The organism is Mesorhizobium loti (assembly GCF_003148495.1).
Taxonomy (GTDB): domain Bacteria; phylum Pseudomonadota; class Alphaproteobacteria; order Rhizobiales; family Rhizobiaceae; genus Mesorhizobium; species Mesorhizobium loti.
The window spans coordinates 1-18,144 of the sequence record NZ_QGGH01000001.1; the positions used below are offsets into that span (position 1 = coordinate 1).

The following is an 18,144-nucleotide window of genomic DNA, read 5'->3' on the forward strand; positions in this document are numbered from 1 at the left end:
TTGACGTTGGCGAGCTCCACCGCCGAACCATCAGCCTTCACGCGAACCTTGACGTTCGCATCCACAACCCGCTTCACGGGCACAAGGATCTTCATTTGCCTGTCACCTCTTCACGCTAGTTGGGCGCGCTATAACAGCCTGCGCCCTTTCTGAGTTGTCGAAAGCCGACATTCCTGACTGAATTCCGGCCAGACGGAATTCTGGCCGGATGGAAATTCTGGTCTTTGACCGCCTTAGGCTGCGGCGGTGACGTTTCCGTAGTTGCGGCAACCCTGCACGTCAATACGCTGCAAGCGGCTCAAATCGGTTCAGTCCGAACTGGAAGCGTTTCCGCGCCCCCAACGCGGCGTCGCTGCGGGTGGCTCAGGCGCCACCGGTTCAGCAGTGGCCTGCGGCTGGTTGGGAGCGGCGACCGCGGCATCGTCGTCAGCGCCGGCAAACAGCGGCACGCCGCGGCTGCGCAGGACAAGCACCAGAACGGCGCCGGCGATGATGCCGCCGATATGGCAGGCCCAGGAAATCTGGTCCTCGCCGCCGGCGGCAAACATCACCACCTGGAACAGCACCCACAGGATGAGCGGGATGAAGGCAGGGATGCGGAGCGGGATGCGGGCAAAGGCCAGCACCCAGACCTTCACCCTGGGATAAAGGATCAGATAGGCGACGACCACGCCGGCGATGGCGCCCGAGGCGCCGATCAGCGGCACCTGCGAATCCCAGGCGACAAGGCCCTGGAAGGCGGCTCCGGCGACGGCGCATAACAGGTAGAAGATGAGGTAGCGGATGTGGCCCAGCGCATCCTCGACATTGTCGCCGAACACCCACAGGAACAGCATATTGCCGCCGAGGTGGAAGATGTCGGCGTGCAGGAAGGAATAGGTGAGGTAGCTCAGGCTTTCGGGGATGACGATAAAACGGGGATCAAGCTCGGCGGTGTCATGGACGACCGACGGGATGAAGCCGAGACCAAGCACGGCGGCATTGGAGAAACTCTCGCCGCCGAGCGCGGTGGCGAGGTAGACCAGGGCGTTGACCACGATCAGTCCGATCGTCACGTATTGCAGGCGGATGTGCCGCAGCCTGTTGGTGTCGTAAAGCGGGATGAACATGCCCCAGGCCCTCTTCCGCTTTCGACAATCAGCGGTTCTTGCCGGGAACCCATAGCACGTCGGCGTTTCCGTTGTCATTGACCGCCCGGGCGGCGACAAACAGGAAATCCGAGACGCGGTTGATGTATTTCAGTCCGTCGCGATTGACGTGTTCGCGCGGGTCCTGGGCCAGTGCCACCATCAGCCGTTCGGCTCGCCGCGCCACGGTGCGGGCGAGGTGAAGTGCCGCCGCTGCCGGCATGCCGCCATTGAGCACGAAGGATTTGAGCGGCTGAAGCTCCTTGTTGAGCAGGTCGATGTCCTTCTCGACCCGGTCGGTCTGCACGGGGACGATGCGAAGCGGCTCATAGCCGAGCGGCTTGCCGTCGTCGGGCACGGCAAGATCGGCGCCGAGGTCGAAGAGATCGTTCTGGATGCGGGAAAGCATGGCGTCTATCGCCGGATGGGTCGCTGCCGTGTGGACCCGGGCGATGCCGATGCAGGCATTGGCCTCGTCGACCGTGCCGTAGGCGTCCACCCGCAGATCGGATTTCAGCCGCCGTTCGCCGGTGCCGAGACCCGTGGTGCCATCATCGCCGGTGCGGGTATAGATCTTGTTGAGCTTGACCATTTCGCCTCCCCGGCTGCCGATATCCTCACTTGCGGGTGAAATACACCGCCAGCAGGATCAGCACCAGCGCCACCGCCTGCAGCATGACGCGTGCCTGCATCAGCTTGTTCGAAGTGACGCCGGAACCGCCGCGCATCATGTTGATGAGGCCGCGAACAAGCACGACCACTACGGCGACCATGACCAGAATGGCGAGGATGTTGAAGACGGTTGCCATGGTGTGTTCCCAGTTCGGTTGATTCAGGCGCGTTTGGCAAGGATGCGGTAGAGCATCGATGCGGGCAGGATGCGTTTGAGCACCGCACCGATTTTGGCCGGCACTGTTACCACATAGTGCGGGCGCGGGCGCCGCGACAGAAGTGCATGGCGCAGCGCCGCGTGAACCACTTCCGGCCCTGGCTTCAAGGCCGATTGGCTGCCGCCGGCCCGCAGCCGCTCGAGTTGCGCTGCATAGTCCACGCGGTGCACGGAATTCTCGTGGTCGATATTCCTGAGAAACCAGGTGAGGCCATTGCTGGCTATCTTTGACTTCACAGGCCCTGGCTCGATCAACGAAACATGGATACCGCTGCCGGCCAGTTCCTGGCGCTGGCAGAGCATAAGGGCCTCCAGAGCGTGCTTCGACGCCGAATAGGCGCCGCGAAAACGCACCGGCGTCAGGCCGAGGATCGACGAGCAGTGGACCATGCGGCCGTGACCCTGGCTGCGCATCACCGGCACCAGCCGGCTGGTCAGGTCATGCCAGCCGAAGAAATTCGCCTCGAACTGCTCCTTGAGCGCTGCAACGGGCAGGTCCTCGACGGCTCCAGGCTGCGCATAGGCGCCATTGTTGAACAGGGCGTCGAGCCGGCCGCCGGTGCGGTCGAGCACCGCCGTCACCAGCGCGGCGATGGAGTCCGGCTCGCAATAATCGAGATAGAAAGACTCGATTCCGTCGGCTTCGAGCGCGGCGATGTCCTGCGGCTTGCGCGCCGTCGCGAACACCCGCCAGCCTTCAGCCTTCAACGCACGGGCGCAGTACGCGCCTATCCCAGAAGATGCGCCGGTGACGATGATCGAGCGCAATTCCTGCGCCGGACTGTTCGTGGTGTCGTCAAGGGTTGCCATTTGCCGCAATCCCTTCCCATATTCCCGGCGTGGAGACAATTGGAGGGCGCGGTTCTTGATGCGGAAGATCGTAGCCCTCAAGCGGGTCCTCTACGACGCGCTTGGCCATTTCAACACCGATGACGGCTGGGCGATGGCCAGCCATCTGGCGATCACCTCGCTGATGGCGCTGTTCCCCTTCCTGATCTTTGCCACGACGCTGGCGAGCTTCCTCGGCGCGCAGGCGTTCTCCGACACGGCCGTGCACCTGGTCTTCGACACCTGGCCCGAACAGATCGCCAAGCCGATCGCGCGCGAAGTGCTCAATGTGCTGACCGTCAGGCGCACCGATCTTTTGACCTACGGCGTGGTGCTTGCCGCCTATTTTGCCTCGAACGGCATCGAGGCGCTGCGCACGTCGCTCAACCGCGCCTATCGCGTCTCGGAAACGCGCGGCATCATCTACCGCCGGGTGCAGAGCATCATCTTCGTTCTCATCGCCACCGCCGGTTTCCTGGCGATCAGCGTGCTCCTGGTGTTCGCGCCGCTGCTGGCGCGGCTCGCCGAAGCCCATATTGACGGGATCAAGCCCTATATGGGCACAATCACGCTGTGGCGTTATGTCATCGCCTCGGCGGTCATTGTCGGCGGATTGTTTGCCGTCCATTTCTGGCTGCCGGCAGGCAAGCGCCGCTTCGTCTCGCTGGTGCCGGGCATCATCTTCACGCTGGCGGCATGGCTTATCGGCTCGACCATCTTCGCCAGCTATCTCGACCACTTCTCGTCCTATGTGACGACTTATGCCGGCCTGGCTTCGATCATGATCGCCGTGGTCTTCCTCTACATGGTCTCGGCGATCTTCATCCTCGGCGGCGAACTCAATGCCGCGATCAGCCGCTATCTGGAGGCCCGTGCGCGGGTCGGATGAGTCGGAAATCAAGAATTGAAGAATTGAAGAACGGGCTGTCGCTTGGGTTCCTCAATTCCTCAGTTCTACAATTCCTCCCTTGTTCGGCCGAGCCGTCGCCAGGCCGACGCCGAATGTGGTGATCGCCATGCCGACAATCTGCAGCGCGTTGAGCTGCTCGTCGAACAAGGCCCAGGCGATGAGGGCCGTCACCGCAGGCACCAGGTAGAACAGCGAGGCCACTTTCGACATCTCGCCGTCGCGGATCATCACCATCAGCAGGAAGATGGCGCCGAGCGACAGCACCAGCACCAGCCAGGCCATGGCGAAGATCAGTTCGCCGTTGATGACGACTTTGTGCGTCTCGAAGGCCAGTGCCGCCAGGATCATCACAGCCGCGCCGCCGACATATTGCCACATGGTCGCCGCGACGAGGTCGCCGCCGGAAGCGAAGCGCTTCTGCCAGATGGTGCCGGCGCTCATGCCGAGCACCGAGACCAGCGAGGCGGTCAGCGTCGCCGCGGTCACGCCGCCGCCGAGCGCGCCGAGCTTCGGCCACAGCACGATGACGATGCCGATGAGGCCGATGCCAAGGCCCGCCCAATGGCGCGGCAGGATCGCCTCGCCGAGAAATTTGCCCGCAAGCACCGCCGTGATCAGCGGCTGCAGGCCGACGATCAGGGCCGAAAAGCCGGCCGGCATGCCCCTGTGGATGGCCCAGAAGACGGCGCCGAGATAGACGCCGTGCATCAGGATGCCAGCGCCGGTGGCATGCAATGCCTCCTCGCGAGTGGCTCTTTTCGAGCCCAGCACAAGCATCAGGACAGCCAGCAGGATGGCGGCGATGACAAACCGTGCGGCAAGGAAGGTGAACGGCTCCGCCCATGGCATGGCGTAGCGCGCGCCGATAAAGCCGGTCGCCCACAGGACAACGAAGGTGGCGGGAATGAACCGCTTGATGCTGTGCATGTTCCGCAGACCGCCGCGCTGGAGGGAGTTGACCGTGGCGCTGCTCTACTGCGCTTCAACCCGGCGCGCAAAACGAAACCATTGATCCATGCATCACCGGAATTCAACGGGCGTCAAGTTCGACATGCGTTGCCTTGACCGCGCCGCGCTCAAAGCCCGACCAGTTGCCTGACGTCATCCGGTGATGCGCCGGTATGGCGCAAGGCGGCAAGGCCGGTGTCGCCGAAGCTCTTGGACAGCTTTCGTCCATCCGGCCCGAGGACGAGGCGATGATGGAAATAGGCAGGCTGCGGCAGCCCCAGGAGTTGCTGCAGCAGGCGCTGGACGCCGGTGGCCGAAAACAGGTCCTGGCCGCGCACGACGTGGCTGACGCCTTGCAGGGCATCGTCCATGACGACCGCGAGGTGGTAGCTGGTCGGGATGTCGCGGCGCGCGACGATCACGTCGCCCCAGTCCCGCGGGCGGGCTTCGACCGATCGGGTCGCGGAAAGCGTGCCGTCGACGAATTCGGCCCAAGACAGGTCCTTGCCGACACGCGCCATGGCGGCATCGACATCCAGCCGCCAGGCGAAGGGCGTGTTCTCGGCGATCCGCCGCTTGCGCTCCTTGACCGGCAGAGCCTTGTCGGCTGCGGGGTAGTGCGGCACGCCGTCGGGATCGCGCGGCCAGTCGCGTCCGTTCCCTTCGCTGTCGGTGATGAAAGCGCGTATCTCGCCACGGCTCATGAAGGCGGGATAGACGAGTTCTTCCGCGATCAGCCGGTCAAGCATCGCCTTATACTCGGGGAAATGCTCGGACTGGCGGCGCAACGGCTCTTCCCAGCCAAGCCCAAGCCATTTCAGATCGGCAAGCACGCCTGCCTCGAATTGCGGCGTGCAGCGCGTCGTGTCGATATCTTCGATGCGCAGCAGCAGGCGGCCGTCCGTCTGTGCCGCCAGTTTCTGGTTGAGCAGCGCCGAATAAGCGTGGCCGAGATGCAGGTCGCCGTTGGGGCTGGGGGCGAAGCGGAATGTCAGGAGTGTCATCTCTTCGGCGGCAATCATGTTTTGCGGCGCTTCGCCAATTGCTACCTTGTCGACGGTCAAGGAACAAGAAAGCATGCAGCGTATCGTGACATCAGACGACATTGCCCGTGGGCTCGATGCGCTTTGCGTGATCGACCCGCGCCTGGAAAAGGTGCGCGGCATGGCCGGCGAGGTGCCGCTGCGGCTCTCAGAGCCGGGTTTCAGGAGCCTGGCGTCGATCGTCGTTTCACAGCAGGTGTCCCGCGCCAGCGCCGATGCCATCTTCGGCCGGTTGACCAAGCTCGTCGATCCTCTGACGCCGCAGGCGATCCTTGCCGCCGGCGAAGACATGTTTCGCGAGGCCGGCCTGTCGCGGCCGAAGCAGCGCGGCCTGATCGCTGTTGCCCAGGCCGTGGTCGACGGCCTCGACCTTCATCACCTCTGTTCGCTCGATGCCCAGGAGGCGATCACGGCGATGACGGCGGTGCCCGGCATCGGCCCGTGGACGGCGGAAGTGTACCTGTTGTTTGCCGCCGGACACCCCGACATCTTCCCCGCACGCGACGTCGCGCTGCAGAGCGCGGTCGGCCACGCGCTCGGCATCGAGCCGCGTCCGCCGGAGAAAACACTGATCGCATTGGCCGAATCATGGAGCCCGTGGCGAGGTGTCGCATCACGGCTTTTCTGGTCCTATTATCGCGAAACCAGAGGACGGGACGCCGCGCCACCGGCCTGAATCCGCAAAAAAGCATAAAAATCATGTATTTTTGGCGCTTCAGCGGCGCGACAATCCGCTTCACATCCCTGTCATGTCGGGCTTACAGTATCCGCGCCGTTCGGGTCTAGAACCAAGGAGGTAAACACGTGACGGTCGCCGTATCTCCGGATGGGCTTCCAGCACTGGTGCTGAATGCGGATTACCGTCCGCTCAGCTATTACCCCCTGTCGCTCTGGTCGTGGCAGGATGCCATCAAAGCGGTGTTCCTCGACCGGGTGAACATCGTCGCCGAATACGAGCACGCCGTCTCCTCGCCGACCTTCTCGATGAAGCTGCCGAGCGTGGTCAGCCTGAAGGCCTATGTGAAGCCGTCCAGGCATCCGGCCTTCACCCGCTTCAACGTCTTCCTGCGCGACCGCTTCCAGTGCCAGTACTGCGGCACGCCGGAGGATCTGACCTTCGATCACGTCATTCCCCGCCACCGCGGCGGCGCGACGACATGGGAGAATGTCGTTGCCGCCTGCTCGCCCTGCAATTTGAGGAAGGGCGGCATGATGCCTGCGCATGCCAAGATGTGGCCGCTGCAGAAGCCTTTCCAGCCGACAGTGCACGATCTGCACAACAACGGTCGCCTGTTCCCGCCCAACCATCTGCATGAGAGCTGGATGGATTATCTCTACTGGGATGTCGAACTCGAACCCTGAGATCGTCCGAGAATTCGGGAGGCTGGCCGTCTGCAGCGACTGTCTGCGCTTCCGATGTTCACGGATACTTTGCTTTGCCGCATGTCCTTATCGGAAAACCGGAACCACTTTTCCGGGACATGCTGGATGTCCGCTCCGCTTCGGTTCTCGACAATCACTCCTTACGACTCAGCCTGCCGAATTCTTTGAACGATCTCGCGTCGGCTCAGTCTTGGTGACTCAGTCTCGGGTGAGGGCGCCGCGGAAGGCGATAGCGGCCAAGACAAGGCTGGCGATGGCGTTCCAGCCGGCCAGCGACAGGCCGAGGATGCGCAGTGCGGCCTTGTCGCAGGATGGCGGCACGAATTTGTCGAGCGCGTCGAGCACGCCCTTGCCGCCGGTGTCGACCGGTCCGGCGCCCGCGGTGCAATCGGTCGGGCCGGCCCACCACTGCCATTCGACACCGGAGTGGTAGACGCCGAGATAGAGGCCGTAGAGCATCAAGAGGCCGCCGACGGCCAGCAGGCCGCGCGTCAGCCAGCTAGGTGCGTGCAGCATCGAGGCAATCACCGCCAGCACCATCAGCGGCACGCCGATGTAGTAGGGTGTGCGCTGTTCCAGGCAGAGGTGGCAGGGGATGTAGCCGCCGAGATACTGGAAGCCGAGCGCCGAGCCGACGGTGGCGGCCATGGCGACGGCGAGGAACAAGGCCGTGCGCGTCCGCTGGCGTCCGGTGTCGGCATTCATGGTCGCGGTCATTTCGATCGGCTCCGTCCGGCTTGCGAAGGCTGTGTTCAGAACGCGTATTTGACGACGATATAGAGCAAAATCAGGGCAGCCGCCGCGCCGCCGGCGATCAGGCCAAGGCGCTTTTCGATGAATTCGCGGATCGGCTCGCCATAGCGGCGCAGCAGCCAGGCGAGCAGCAGGAAGCGGGCGCCGCGCGCCACGATCGCCAGCACGATGAACAGCGCCAGATTGACGCCGATAACCCCGGACAGGATCGTTACCACCTTGATCGGCGGCAGATGGGCAGCGCCCGAGGTGATCAGCATCAGGATGATGAAGCCGACGCCCGATGAGGTGCGCAGGGCTTCGAATTCGTCATACTTGCCGTAGAATTCGAGGATCGGCCGCGCCACCGCGTCATAGGCGTAGTGGCCGATGAACCAGCCGGCGATGCCACCCAGCACCGAGGCAACGGTGGCGATCAGCGCGTAGCGGTAGGCGCGATCCGGCCGCGACAGCGCCATGGGCAAAAACAGCACGTCGGCCGGCACCAGGAACACCGAGCTTTCGACGAAAGCGATGAAGGCCAGCCACCATTCGGCGGATTTGCGGGCCGCCAGCGACAAGGTCCAGTCGTAAAGTCCGCGAAGCATCGGCACTCCTAATGCATGTCACCCAAAGGTGCGCAGCGTTTTCGGGACAACGGCGTGCACAAAAACCAGACCCAAAGCGCGCTATCGTCCCTTCAGACGTGCAGCACTTCGATGCGCCGCCTGTCTAGAAAGATTTTCCGCGCTGCACAATGGCAGCCCCGTCACGAAATCGAAAGGCGCAGTTTGGTCGCATCTTGAGGGCGCCGGAGAATTGGCCAGTTGACGAACAGGCCTCCAACCGTATAGTCCCGCGCCATCCAGGCCGCCCGGCCTGAGCCCCTATGGCGGAATTGGTAGACGCGCTCGACTCAAAATCGAGTTCCGCAAGGAGTGCTGGTTCGATTCCGGCTAGGGGCACCATTTCATTTAACGAGCCATCAATCTCACCGCATGTTGCCGGTATGGCCTTGCGAGTATCTGCCTGGCTGCGGCCAGACCGTCAGGCCGTGAGGCTCAACGCCAACCGGGATCTTCGTGACAGCGCCCGAGGTCGTGTCGATCATGTAGACCTCGCTGTCAAAGCGACCAGACAGCCACAATTGCTTGCCGTCGGCGCTGACATTTCCCATGTCGGGGCTGCCGCCACCAGGGATGAGCCATTGGCCGACGACCGAACGGGTGGCGAAATCGATGACGGTCACGCTGCCCGGCCCGTGTGCGCGGCCTTGCTCCATCTTGTGCGAGCCGCGATTTGAAACGTAGAGCTTTGTCCCGTCACGGCTCACGACAAATCCGTGCGTTCCGATACCGGTGGCGATGAAACCAATCTCGGAAAAGCTGTCTCCGTCGATCAGGAACACCCCGTCGTTCATCATGTCAGCGACATAAAAGACCTTGCCGTCGGGGGAAAGCCTGACGTCCTGCGGCATGCCCATCTTCGACAGGGCAAGGTGGCCGAGCACTTTTTGATTTTTCAGGTCCACCTTCAAGAGGCCGCCAGCGCCGTATTCGCATGTGAAGATGGCGTAGGCATTGTCGGCGGAGAAATCAGCATGATTGATACCGGGGCAGGTCGGCGTCGGGATCGCCGATTTGAGCGCCATTGTATGCGGATCGCGCAGATCGAGCCGCTCATAGGCTTCATCGACTATGACGGCCGCGCTTCCGTCTGGCATGAAGTACATGTTGTAAGGGTCATCGACTGGAATTTCGTGACCCGGTTTGCCGGTCTTGGGTTCAATGGGCGTCACGCTGCCCTTGTTGGTACCGCTGGCGTTGTTGGCGACCCAGAGCGTCTTCAGATCCCAAGACGGAACGACGTGCTGCGGCTTGCGCCCGACAGGGAATCTGTCGACCTCCTTGAGGGTCACGGTGTCGATGACCGATACGCTGTTGGACGAGCGATTTGGTACATAGACGCGGGGCAGCGCGCCTGTCGTCGCCGGGCTCAAATGATCCGCCGTTGTCTGGCTGTAGATGTTGATCGGAGAGTGCGAAGGAGGCGGCTCGCTGCAATCTTCCGGACACGATCCGGCAGAAGCTGATGTCGACGACAGCGCGAGCGAAAACATGAGCGGCGCGCAGAAGCTCTTGAACCACCAATATGCCTTGATCATTTGGGCTGCTGCTTTGCGATGAATCCGTGGATCGCTTCGGTCGTTCCATCAACGATCAGGTCTACGCCGAGTTGGCCGAACGCGGCCGACGATCGGGTCGGATCGCCGCCATAGACGCCGTCGTCGGCATTGAGCTTCGGGGCGGCAAGGCGATCCTTGCGCACCATGGAAGGGTCGATAGCTAGCATGAGCGATGTGTCGGCCAATCCGGCGTGCGTTCCAACCTCAGGCTGCGTCGCGCCGGCCGACAAGAGCTTTTCGACATAGGCGCTCTGGGTGATCTGATAGTATTCGAGCGCCGCAAAGACCCGGACCGGGGTTTTGCGCCATTCGGCATTCAGGCGATCGGCCACAAGGCGCTCGTCGGCCTGATAGCCGCCGTGGTCGCCGATCAGCACAATGGTCCTGAAGCCATGCAGCTTGAAGCTGCGGGCCGCGGCTTCAAGCAGCTGTTCGAAAGTCTTGTCGCTGATGGTGATTGTTCCGGGAAACCGCATATGGGCGGTCGGCGGGTCGATGGTCCCTTCCGGAACATAGGAGATCACCGGAGCGACCAACGCGTTGCCCAGCCTGCTGGCTATCTTTTCAGCCAGGAACTTGACCCGCACATTGTGCTTGCCCAAAGCTATGGCGGGACCACTTTGCTCAGTCCCACCTATAGGGACAATGATCGTCGTCGTCCCGGCAGCGACCAGATCGCGCAGTTCGGTCCAGGTATGGTCTTCAAGAAAGACCGACGCATTGGCGGCGTTCGCTGCCGACGCAAGACCCGACAGAAAGCAAAGGGCAATCACGGTGCTTGCGAAAGTGAAACCGTGTCGTGCGATCATTCCAGCCTCTAGATCCTACGCGGCATCCGAGCGCCCATGCCGGTCTGCCGATTTGCGCAATTTGTGTGAATGGCAGGGGTCTCGGCAAGGCGCCTGCCCATCCAGCCGCAGAAGTTCGAGATCATCGTCTACCGCCGCCCCAACAAGCTCTTCATGCGGTTGCGCAGCAAACGGGCCATGTTGCGGGTTTCGCGGTAGAGATGCAGCTGCGAGGCGGCCTGGCGGGTCAGGCGGTCGGCGTCCGGCGTCAGGCCGATCACCAGCGTGCCCATCGGCTTGCGCTCGGCCCATAGCCGGCTCATCACCGGATGGTCGGGCACCGCGCAGGAATCGGTCATCATGATGTTGGGATCGTCGAGATGCTGCCTGGTCACCTCGATCATCAGCAGCGTGCCGGGCGAATAGCTGGCCAGCGTCTCGTCATAGGCCGTCTTCCAGGTGTAGGCCACGCCGGCTTCGACGAAGACGATCAGACAAGCGATTGTGCGGCCGTCGAGCGTCAGCGAATGGATGCGGCACATGTCCTGCTCGGCCAGCCGGTGCACGGCCTCGCGGGCGAAGGCGGCGCGGTAGCGATCGATCGCCATGGCGGTGCGTTCGCGACCCTTCCAGCCGGCCGCTTCCAAGGTCAGGAAGCCTTCGATGGCGTGGCGGATGTCTTCGGGGCCGCGCGCCACGACATGCTCAAGCTTGCCGAGGTCGCCAAGGCGCCGTTTCAGGCGGCGGAACTCGCGATAATGGTGTGCGCGCAGCGAGGCCTTCAGATAATCATCGCCATCGAGCTCGCTCTCCAGCGCCGGGCGCTGGGTCTGGCCGGTGGTGACCAGCATCAGGCCGCGCGTCTCGGCCACGGTGGCAAGCAGGCTCGCCACCGGGCCATCGAGCCGGATGTCGGGCAGGACGAACACTTTCGGCAGCTTGAGATGCGGGCGCGACAGCATCGAGAAGAAGTCCTCGATGACACCGACCGGATCGTCGCGGTCGACCAGCGGTGTGCCGAGCGGGCCGAACGGGCTCGACCATGTGCGCATCACCGGCACGCCGAGCGGCACCACCGGCCGTTCCACCGAGAACGGCACCAGAAGGCGCAGCCGGTTGCGGTATTCGTCGCCGTCGCGGATGACCGCCAGCCGCACCTCGCGATCCTCCAGCCGCGGCATGGCTGGCGCCAGGAAGCGCGGGTTGAAGAAGACGTTGGGCTCGACCGTGCGGGCGCAGAGATAATCCAGTTCCTCGACCAGGTCGAAGCCGGCTGATGCCGGGTAGATTGCGAGCTTGCGCTCGGGCCGGTTGTTGGCGAGGATCTCGATATGGGCCGGGTCGGCGTCACGGGCCAGCCCGGCAAGGCCGGACACCATGGCGCCGGCGGTGCCGCCGCTGGTTTCCTCAAGCAACGGGATGGCGGCCATCACGCGGCTCCTTTCGCAGGCACGAAGATGAGCATGACGATGCCGAGCTTGCGCCACACCGTGAAGGACAGCGCGCTGGCTTCGAAGATCATGGCAAAGGCGGTGGCCATGGCTGCACCCCACAGGCCGAACATCGGGATCAGCACTACGTTGAGGGCGATGTTGAAAGCCAGCGTCATGGCATAGACGGCGGCACAGATGTTCTGGTTGCCGCTCATCGTCAGCAGGCTTTCGCAGGGGCCGACAGCGGCCCGCGCCACGACGCCGAAGACGAGCAGGAACAGCAAGGGATAGCCGCTGCTGAATTCAGGGCCGAACAGCACCAGCATCGGCTCGCCCAACGCCAGCACCAGCAGCGCCATCAAGAGCGAGGGCCAGAACGTCCACGACACCGTCTCGCGGGCAAAGGCGGCGAGCCTTTGCGGGTCGCCATGGGTGAACTGCGCATAGCGCTGGGCAACGCCGGCCTTGACGGCGAAATAGACGAAATGCACCAGCGCCAGCGTCTTCACCGTGGCGAAATAGACGGCGACGTCGTTGGGATCCATATAGGCGCCAACCATCAGCACGTCGGCATTGGTGAGCAGGAAGAAGAAGCTCTCGACCAGGAAGATCGGCAGCGAGACGATGAACCATTGCGCGAAATGCACCTTCATCGGCCCCGCCGGGATCTGCCTTTCCATACGCTGGGTGACGCCGATGAGCTGGCCAAGCGTGGTGACATAGGTAGCCGCGATCGAGGCGAAGATCGCCGTCCTGGCATCGGGGGCGTAGCCGGCCGCCAGCATCAGCGCCATGAACAGCAGGATCAGGATGGGTCGCACGAGATAGGTCGGCGACAGCGCAAACAGCGCCCAGCTGTTGGCGCGTGCCAGTCCGGACAGAAGGTCGGACATGGCGATCATCGGCAGGCAGATGACGCCGAGGATGAACGGGATCACATAGTAGTTTTCGATCCAGGGTGCTGCCAGCCAGACGCCGAGCGCGCCGAGTCCGGCGATGATCGTGGAGGCGATCAGCACGAACAGGCGGCTGGCCAGCACGATGCCGCGCAGTTCGTCCATCAGGCCGCGCTCGCGGTATTCGGGAATGAAGCGGATGACCGAGGTGTGGAAGCCAAGGCAGGCGAGGTTGCCGACGATGACCATCGTCACCCAGACGAGGACGAAAATGCCGTATTCGAACGAGCCCATCCAGCGCGCCATCAACACCTGGCTGATGAAGGCGATGACGGCGCTGACGATGCGGATGGAGAAGGCGATGACCGACATGCGGCCGGCCTCGCCGCGCTCGTCGGCGGTGAACAGCACGGCGTCGATACGGCCAAGCAGCGGCCCCATGCGCAGCGCCAAACGCTGCGGCAAGAACCGCCCGGCTGTCGTGGCCGCGGAAAAGCGCACCCCGATTTCTCTCCGTTTTCCGCTTCTTTTCAGGCTTTGGTGTAGCCAAAACACATTAAGAAACGGTTGGGTGAGCCGCCGGTGCGCGGGACGCGCATTCGTCATGCCGGTGGCATGACGAAAGGCGAGCGAACGCCGGGAAGCATGGGAAGCCGGGTCGGCGTTGCGCTCGCCCCTCCCCCCGCAAGGGGGAAGGCCAGACACCGGGTATATGCGGTGCCAGAGGTGTCACATGGGGAGTGTCACATCCCCTTCATCGCGTCGCAGGACACGTTCGGGTTCATGTCGGCGAAGGTGCCGGTCGGGTTCTGTTTCCAGGCCCAGACATGCAGCTCGTAGAACGGGCCGAGGCCGTAGCGGTTGGGGGCGCTGTTGAAGTTGAACAGCTGTCCGCCGAGCGAGGCCGGGCCTTTCGAGGTGATGTATTCGACCGCCACCAGTTTCAGCGTCCCGTCGGCCATCGGCTCGTACATCACCGCTTCGGGCTTGGCGACATCGACCGCGTCATCCTTGAGATAGGTGGGATTGACGTAGTGGATGCCCATGGCGCCGCCGGTGATGCCGCTGGCGCAAGGGATCGGCGCATAGCCCTCGGCGGTTGCCGCCGCCACGTTCTCAAAGCGGTTGTTGGCCGTCCGCACCATGTCGGCCAGCCTGTTGGCGTCGTGGGCGTGGGCGGCAGTGGCCGCGATCGACAGGACGGCGAGGGCGGCGAAGCGCCCGGTCCAAAGAGTTTTGGTCATTGTCTTTCCGTTGTTGTTGATGACGCGACAGGGAGGTCCACGGCCGGCCGTGAGGCCGGGCGTGTTTCAACGCTGCAGCGTCTGGTTTTGTAATCCGGAACGGACCGTCCGCCCGGTTTGTGCAGGCCGCTGTCAGGTGGCCTTTGCAGTTTTCGAAATGTCTTTCAGCGATTCAAAATGGCTGCACGAAATCAGTGGTCCCACCAGTAATATTGCCAGTATTCCCGCTGGATATCGCGCTCCGACAGGCCGATGTCGCGCCTCAGATAATCGTCTTCCGGGGGCACTCGCCGCCGCCCGCCATACAGATGCGAAGGCAGGTTCGCCGCGAACCGCCATACACGGCCGAGCAAGGAGGTTGCTTGGCCGGGGTCTCCCACGACAGGCGCGGGTTCACCGACCGGCAGGCCAGCAAGCAGGTCGCCATTGCGGCGAAGGGCAGTTTGATGCTCATCGATTTGCCGATCATTTGGGATTTGCCGATCGTTCGGGGACTCAACGGTAAAAGTAAGGGTCAAGAACCCGCACCTCCATGATCTTGTCGACCGGCAGCGAATTCTTATGAGCCGCGCTGCGGATCGCTTCGGGCGAGGGGCCGTCGTAGATGCAGAAGCTGTGCTTCTTGTCGAGCGACACGAAGGACTGCACCCAGGTGACGCCTTTTTCGGCGTTGCGCATGACGACGCCGCCGAGCGCATCGGCGCCGACTTCGGTGATCGGCACGTTGAGACCGTCTGGAAATGTGCGTTCCACCACATAACGAGGCATGGGAAGTTCCTTTTCACATTGATTCACGCTCGGTCCGAGCGCGACTGGACAATGATCACGTTCGACAAGAGCGCACATCGGAGCCATTCCCTATTTTTGGCGGGACGATTCCCTATGTTGGCGACGTTATTTGTGGAGAGAGCCACAGCAATGTGTGGAAAGTCACATTGCAACCCTCTCGCTTAGGGCTATCGTGGCGGCAGCCACCATGGTGGCAACCCCCCAATCTCGCGAGAGAATGACAATGCTTCTGGAACGGCAGACACAGCTGGAGCTACTGGACGGCCTGCTAGTGGAAGCGGCACGCGGCCGTGGCCGAGTGGCGGCGCTGGGGGGAGAGGCGGGTGCCGGCAAGACCTCGCTCGTAGAGGCCTTCATCGGCCGCGCGGCAGAAGGCACACGCATCTTGCGCAGCGCCTGCGAGGATCTGTCGATACCCGATCCACTCGGGCCGCTCTATGATCTCGCCCGGGAGGCGCAATGGGCGCTGCCGCAAGCGATCGACCACCGGCAAGGACAAAGACTGCCGCTGTTTTCGGATGCGCTCGAGATCTTCGAGACCAAGACGCAGCCAAGCCTGCTGGTGATCGAGGATCTGCACTGGGCCGACGACGCGACGCTGGATTTCGTTCGCTTTCTCGGCCGGCGCATCGTCAACACCCACATCCTGCTTCTGGTGACGGCGCGCAACGACCGCAGCGAGGCACAGATGCGCGTGCGCCGCGCGCTGGGTGAAATCCCGGCGGGCAATGTCGCGCGCATCGACGTGCCGCTGCTCAGCGAGGCGGCGGTGCTGGCGCTGGCCGATGCGGTGGGCCGCGATGGTGACGCCATTTATAGGGCGACGGCCGGCAACGCATTTTTCGTCACCGAATTGTTGTGCGCCGAAAATGAAACGACACCGCCCGCCAGCGTGCGCGACGCCGTGCTGGCGCGGGCCGAGCGGCTGTCTGCCGGCGCCCGCTCGATGCTCGACGCAGTGTCGGTGTTTCCAAGGCGCGCCGATGCGTGGGCGTTGCAGGGCCTGTGCGGCGTCGCCAGCGCCGGGCAGCTGGCGGAATGCGTCTCCGCCGGCCTGCTGGACGATATGGGCGACGGCTATGCCTTCCGCCATGAGATCGCCCGCCGCGCGGTGGAAATGATGCTGACGACGAGCCACAGGCGGCAATTCAACCAGCGCGCGTTGGCCGCGCTGCTCGAAAACAGCGATGTCTCCGCGGGTCGCCTGGTGCATCATGCGGTGGAGGCGCACAATCTGGAAGCCGTGCGCGAACTCGCACCGCTTGCCGCGCGCGAAGCATCCCGCGTCGGCGCGCATCGCGACGCCGCCGGCTACTATGAGGTCGCCCTGCGGCATGCCGACAGCCTGCCGGCGGTGGACCGCGCCATGCTCTACGAGAAATATGCCTTCGAATGCCATCTCATTGGCCAGATCGAAGAGGCCATCGAGGCGCAGGGCCATGCGCGCCTCCTGCATCAGGCTCAAGGCAACAGGGCGAAGGAAGGCGACAGCCTCAGATGGCTGTCGCGCTTTGCCTATCTGATGGGCGACCGCAAGGCCGCCGACGTCTTCGGCGAGCAGGCGGTGGCACTGCTGGAAACCGTGCCGGCCGGCGCCGAACTCGCCATGGCCTACTCCAACCTCTCGCAACTGGCGATGCTGGCCGAGAGGCTGGACGAGGCCTTGCTGCTTGGCGAAAAGGCAGTCGGCCTTGCCGAGCGCATGAACCGGCCCGACATCGTCTGCCACGCGCTCAACAATCTCGGCAGCGCCGGGCAGTGGCTGGATCCGGCGGCAGGGCGACTGCACCTTGCCCGCAGCCTGGAGATCGCACTCGAGCAGAATTTTCAGGAACATGCGGCGCGCGCCTTCACCAACAGCGCCTGCAGCGAGATGAACCAGCTTGGCTTCGACGCGGCGCAGTCCTTCCTCGATCGCGGCATCAACTATTGCGTTGAAAACGATCTCGTCACGTGGCGTGACTATATGCGCGGCGTGCTGGCGCAGCTGCAGCTGCGCCAGGGGCAATGGGAAGAGGCCGCTACCGAGGCGCTCGATGTGCTGTCCAACGACCATGCGACCATGCTGGTCCGCTATCCCGCGCTGATTGCGCTGGCGAAACTCCGGATACGGCGTGGCGATCCTTCAGCAGAACCGCTTTTCCAGGAAATGAAACAGTTCCTGGAAAGAGGAATGGAGCTGCAGCGGCTGGCGCCCTATGCGGCTGTCATGGCCGAGCAGGCATGGCTCGGGCAAGGCGACGGGCAAGAGGCGCTACGGCTGATCGATCTTGCCGAGAGCCTGTCGCCGACACGGGCGGTTTTCAGCGAACTGGCGACATGGCGCCAGAAGCTGGCTCCGGATGCCGACCCCGGCGAAACATCAGGCATGGCAGCGCCCTACCGGCTGCTTCTGGCCGGAGACTGGCGGGCGGCGGCGGCACTTTGGGCGGATCTCAACGCACCCTATGAACGCGGGCTTGCACTCGCCCAGGGTGACGAGGAAGCGCAGCGTTCGGCGCTGGAGATTTTCGAAAACCTTGGCGCCAGACCGGTGGCCCAGCGTGTGCGCGAAACGATGCGGCGCAACGGCGTCAACATCGCCCGGGGGCCGCGCCGCACGACGCGCGAAAATCAGGCCGGCCTGACCCAGCGCCAGATGGAAGTGCTGCAGCTGATCGAACGCGGCTTTTCCAACAAGCGGATCGCCGAGCAGCTGACCATTTCGCCGAAGACCGTCGATCACCATGTCTCGGCGGTGCTGGGCAAGCTGGAGGCCGTTTCGCGCGGTGAAGCCACTGCGGCGGCACGCGATTCAGGGCTGCTGTAGGAAGTTTGTTCGGGAGGACGGGATCGAAGGTCGGCGATCCTTCGCGCTCCTCTGCCCTGCCTGGCATCTCCCCCTCGAGGGGAGATCGCCCTCTCCGAGGCTTTCGCCAATTGTCAAAGTTGAGGGTAGGGCGTCGCAAC

The 18,144-nt window shown here is 63.4% G+C and carries 19 protein-coding genes and 1 tRNA gene; 5 read left to right on the plus strand and 15 right to left on the minus strand.

What is annotated here, in order from left to right; translation table 11 throughout:
* Positions 1-308: 308 nt before the first annotated feature.
* The 4 genes from C8D77_RS00005 to C8D77_RS00020 are packed head-to-tail and all read right to left on the minus strand — an operon-like array spanning position 309 to position 2,826.
* Positions 309-1,109 (minus strand): rhomboid family intramembrane serine protease, encoded by an 801-nt coding sequence (locus C8D77_RS00005; protein ID WP_109658590.1) that lies wholly within the window; start codon positions 1,107-1,109, stop codon positions 309-311.
* A gap of 28 nt (positions 1,110-1,137) precedes the next feature.
* A complete protein-coding gene (locus C8D77_RS00010) occupies positions 1,138-1,719 on the minus strand; it encodes a cob(I)yrinic acid a,c-diamide adenosyltransferase (RefSeq protein ID WP_109658591.1) in 582 nt (193 codons plus the stop codon).
* A 25-nt stretch (positions 1,720-1,744) separates the two neighbouring features.
* Entirely contained in the window at positions 1,745-1,936 is a 192-nt protein-coding gene (locus C8D77_RS00015; RefSeq protein WP_109658592.1) for a twin transmembrane helix small protein, read from the minus strand.
* Between the two features lie 23 nt (positions 1,937-1,959).
* Complete coding sequence (locus C8D77_RS00020; RefSeq protein WP_109658593.1) at positions 1,960-2,826, minus strand: SDR family oxidoreductase; 867 nt, start codon at positions 2,824-2,826, stop codon at positions 1,960-1,962.
* Positions 2,827-2,884: 58 nt separating this feature from the next.
* Here C8D77_RS00020 and C8D77_RS00025 point away from each other — a divergent pair, with 58 nt between their 5' ends.
* Complete coding sequence (locus tag C8D77_RS00025; RefSeq protein ID WP_215732028.1) at positions 2,885-3,733, plus strand: YihY/virulence factor BrkB family protein; 849 nt, start codon at positions 2,885-2,887, stop codon at positions 3,731-3,733.
* Positions 3,734-3,784: 51 nt separating this feature from the next.
* Here C8D77_RS00025 and C8D77_RS00030 read toward each other — a convergent pair whose 3' ends face one another.
* Positions 3,785-4,681 (minus strand): DMT family transporter, encoded by an 897-nt coding sequence (locus tag C8D77_RS00030; protein ID WP_109658595.1) that lies wholly within the window; start codon positions 4,679-4,681, stop codon positions 3,785-3,787.
* A 149-nt stretch (positions 4,682-4,830) separates the two neighbouring features.
* A complete protein-coding gene (gene gluQRS / locus C8D77_RS00035) occupies positions 4,831-5,706 on the minus strand; it encodes a tRNA glutamyl-Q(34) synthetase GluQRS (protein ID WP_109661084.1) in 876 nt (291 codons plus the stop codon).
* 73 nt (positions 5,707-5,779) lie between these two features.
* Here gluQRS and C8D77_RS00040 point away from each other — a divergent pair, with 73 nt between their 5' ends.
* Together C8D77_RS00040 and C8D77_RS00045 are read left to right on the plus strand one after the other, a co-directional pair.
* The gene (locus C8D77_RS00040) at positions 5,780-6,421 is read left to right on the plus strand and encodes a DNA-3-methyladenine glycosylase family protein (RefSeq protein WP_109661086.1); all 642 of its coding nucleotides are present in this window, start codon (positions 5,780-5,782) and stop codon (positions 6,419-6,421) included.
* A gap of 128 nt (positions 6,422-6,549) precedes the next feature.
* Complete coding sequence (locus C8D77_RS00045; RefSeq protein WP_006328497.1) at positions 6,550-7,107, plus strand: HNH endonuclease; 558 nt, start codon at positions 6,550-6,552, stop codon at positions 7,105-7,107.
* Positions 7,108-7,326: 219 nt separating this feature from the next.
* Here the strand turns inward: C8D77_RS00045 and C8D77_RS00050 are convergent, their stop codons facing one another.
* Entirely contained in the window at positions 7,327-7,845 is a 519-nt protein-coding gene (locus C8D77_RS00050; RefSeq protein ID WP_109658596.1) for a disulfide bond formation protein B, read from the minus strand.
* A 35-nt stretch (positions 7,846-7,880) separates the two neighbouring features.
* Entirely contained in the window at positions 7,881-8,468 is a 588-nt protein-coding gene (locus C8D77_RS00055; protein WP_109658597.1) for a YqaA family protein, read from the minus strand.
* Positions 8,469-8,743: 275 nt separating this feature from the next.
* Here C8D77_RS00055 and C8D77_RS00060 point away from each other — a divergent pair.
* A tRNA-Leu gene (locus C8D77_RS00060) sits at positions 8,744-8,828 on the plus strand.
* A 23-nt stretch (positions 8,829-8,851) separates the two neighbouring features.
* Here C8D77_RS00060 and C8D77_RS00065 read toward each other — a convergent pair.
* From C8D77_RS00065 to C8D77_RS00095, 7 genes are all read right to left on the minus strand, one after another.
* On the minus strand, positions 8,852-10,024 hold the full coding sequence (locus C8D77_RS00065; RefSeq protein WP_109658598.1) for a YncE family protein: 1,173 nt from the start codon (positions 10,022-10,024) through the stop codon (positions 8,852-8,854).
* Positions 10,021-10,854, minus strand: a complete 834-nt coding sequence (locus C8D77_RS00070; RefSeq protein ID WP_109658599.1) for a creatininase family protein — start codon at positions 10,852-10,854, stop codon at positions 10,021-10,023. Before C8D77_RS00070 ends, C8D77_RS00065 begins: the two co-directional genes overlap by 4 nt.
* A gap of 128 nt (positions 10,855-10,982) precedes the next feature.
* Positions 10,983-12,263, minus strand: a complete 1,281-nt coding sequence (locus C8D77_RS00075) for a GNAT family N-acetyltransferase (protein WP_109658600.1) — start codon at positions 12,261-12,263, stop codon at positions 10,983-10,985.
* Positions 12,263-13,663 (minus strand): lipopolysaccharide biosynthesis protein, encoded by a 1,401-nt coding sequence (locus C8D77_RS00080; RefSeq protein WP_109658601.1) that lies wholly within the window; start codon positions 13,661-13,663, stop codon positions 12,263-12,265. The genes C8D77_RS00075 and C8D77_RS00080 overlap by 1 nt, the downstream gene beginning before the upstream one ends.
* A gap of 242 nt (positions 13,664-13,905) precedes the next feature.
* Positions 13,906-14,406 carry a hypothetical protein gene (locus C8D77_RS00085; protein ID WP_109658602.1) on the minus strand — a complete coding sequence of 167 codons (501 nt, stop codon included), beginning with the start codon at positions 14,404-14,406 and terminating at the stop codon, positions 13,906-13,908.
* A 191-nt stretch (positions 14,407-14,597) separates the two neighbouring features.
* Positions 14,598-14,924: a hypothetical protein gene (locus C8D77_RS00090; RefSeq protein ID WP_245468833.1), complete on the minus strand. Its 327-nt coding sequence runs from the start codon at positions 14,922-14,924 to the stop codon at positions 14,598-14,600.
* Positions 14,902-15,174, minus strand: coding sequence for a DUF4242 domain-containing protein (locus tag C8D77_RS00095; RefSeq protein WP_109658603.1), 273 nt, complete (start codon positions 15,172-15,174; stop codon positions 14,902-14,904). Before C8D77_RS00095 ends, C8D77_RS00090 begins: the two co-directional genes overlap by 23 nt.
* A gap of 244 nt (positions 15,175-15,418) precedes the next feature.
* Here C8D77_RS00095 and C8D77_RS00100 point away from each other — a divergent pair, with 244 nt between their 5' ends.
* The gene (locus C8D77_RS00100; protein ID WP_109658604.1) at positions 15,419-18,004 is read left to right on the plus strand and encodes an ATP-binding protein; all 2,586 of its coding nucleotides are present in this window, start codon (positions 15,419-15,421) and stop codon (positions 18,002-18,004) included.
* The last annotated feature ends 140 nt before the right edge of the window (positions 18,005-18,144 follow it).

What these genes read in the sequence shown, in the direction of transcription:
- C8D77_RS00085 (WP_109658602.1), bottom strand. Translation starts at nt 14,406, where the DNA reads ATGACCAAAACTCTTTGGACCGGGCGCTTCGCCGCCCTCGCCGTCCTG.
- C8D77_RS00055 (WP_109658597.1), bottom strand. Translation starts at nt 8,468, where the DNA reads ATGCTTCGCGGACTTTACGACTGGACCTTGTCGCTGGCGGCCCGCAAA.
- C8D77_RS00070 (WP_109658599.1), bottom strand. Translation starts at nt 10,854, where the DNA reads ATGATCGCACGACACGGTTTCACTTTCGCAAGCACCGTGATTGCCCTT.
- C8D77_RS00095 (WP_109658603.1), bottom strand. Translation starts at nt 15,174, where the DNA reads ATGCCTCGTTATGTGGTGGAACGCACATTTCCAGACGGTCTCAACGTG.
- C8D77_RS00020 (WP_109658593.1), bottom strand. Translation starts at nt 2,826, where the DNA reads ATGGCAACCCTTGACGACACCACGAACAGTCCGGCGCAGGAATTGCGC.
- C8D77_RS00040 (WP_109661086.1), top strand. Translation starts at nt 5,780, where the DNA reads ATGCAGCGTATCGTGACATCAGACGACATTGCCCGTGGGCTCGATGCG.
- C8D77_RS00065 (WP_109658598.1), bottom strand. Translation starts at nt 10,024, where the DNA reads ATGATCAAGGCATATTGGTGGTTCAAGAGCTTCTGCGCGCCGCTCATG.
- gluQRS (WP_109661084.1), bottom strand. Translation starts at nt 5,706, where the DNA reads ATGACACTCCTGACATTCCGCTTCGCCCCCAGCCCCAACGGCGACCTG.
- C8D77_RS00005 (WP_109658590.1), bottom strand. Translation starts at nt 1,109, where the DNA reads ATGTTCATCCCGCTTTACGACACCAACAGGCTGCGGCACATCCGCCTG.
- C8D77_RS00025 (WP_215732028.1), top strand. Translation starts at nt 2,885, where the DNA reads ATGCGGAAGATCGTAGCCCTCAAGCGGGTCCTCTACGACGCGCTTGGC.
- C8D77_RS00075 (WP_109658600.1), bottom strand. Translation starts at nt 12,263, where the DNA reads ATGGCCGCCATCCCGTTGCTTGAGGAAACCAGCGGCGGCACCGCCGGC.
- C8D77_RS00050 (WP_109658596.1), bottom strand. Translation starts at nt 7,845, where the DNA reads ATGACCGCGACCATGAATGCCGACACCGGACGCCAGCGGACGCGCACG.
- C8D77_RS00010 (WP_109658591.1), bottom strand. Translation starts at nt 1,719, where the DNA reads ATGGTCAAGCTCAACAAGATCTATACCCGCACCGGCGATGATGGCACC.
- C8D77_RS00030 (WP_109658595.1), bottom strand. Translation starts at nt 4,681, where the DNA reads ATGCACAGCATCAAGCGGTTCATTCCCGCCACCTTCGTTGTCCTGTGG.
- C8D77_RS00100 (WP_109658604.1), top strand. Translation starts at nt 15,419, where the DNA reads ATGCTTCTGGAACGGCAGACACAGCTGGAGCTACTGGACGGCCTGCTA.
- C8D77_RS00015 (WP_109658592.1), bottom strand. Translation starts at nt 1,936, where the DNA reads ATGGCAACCGTCTTCAACATCCTCGCCATTCTGGTCATGGTCGCCGTA.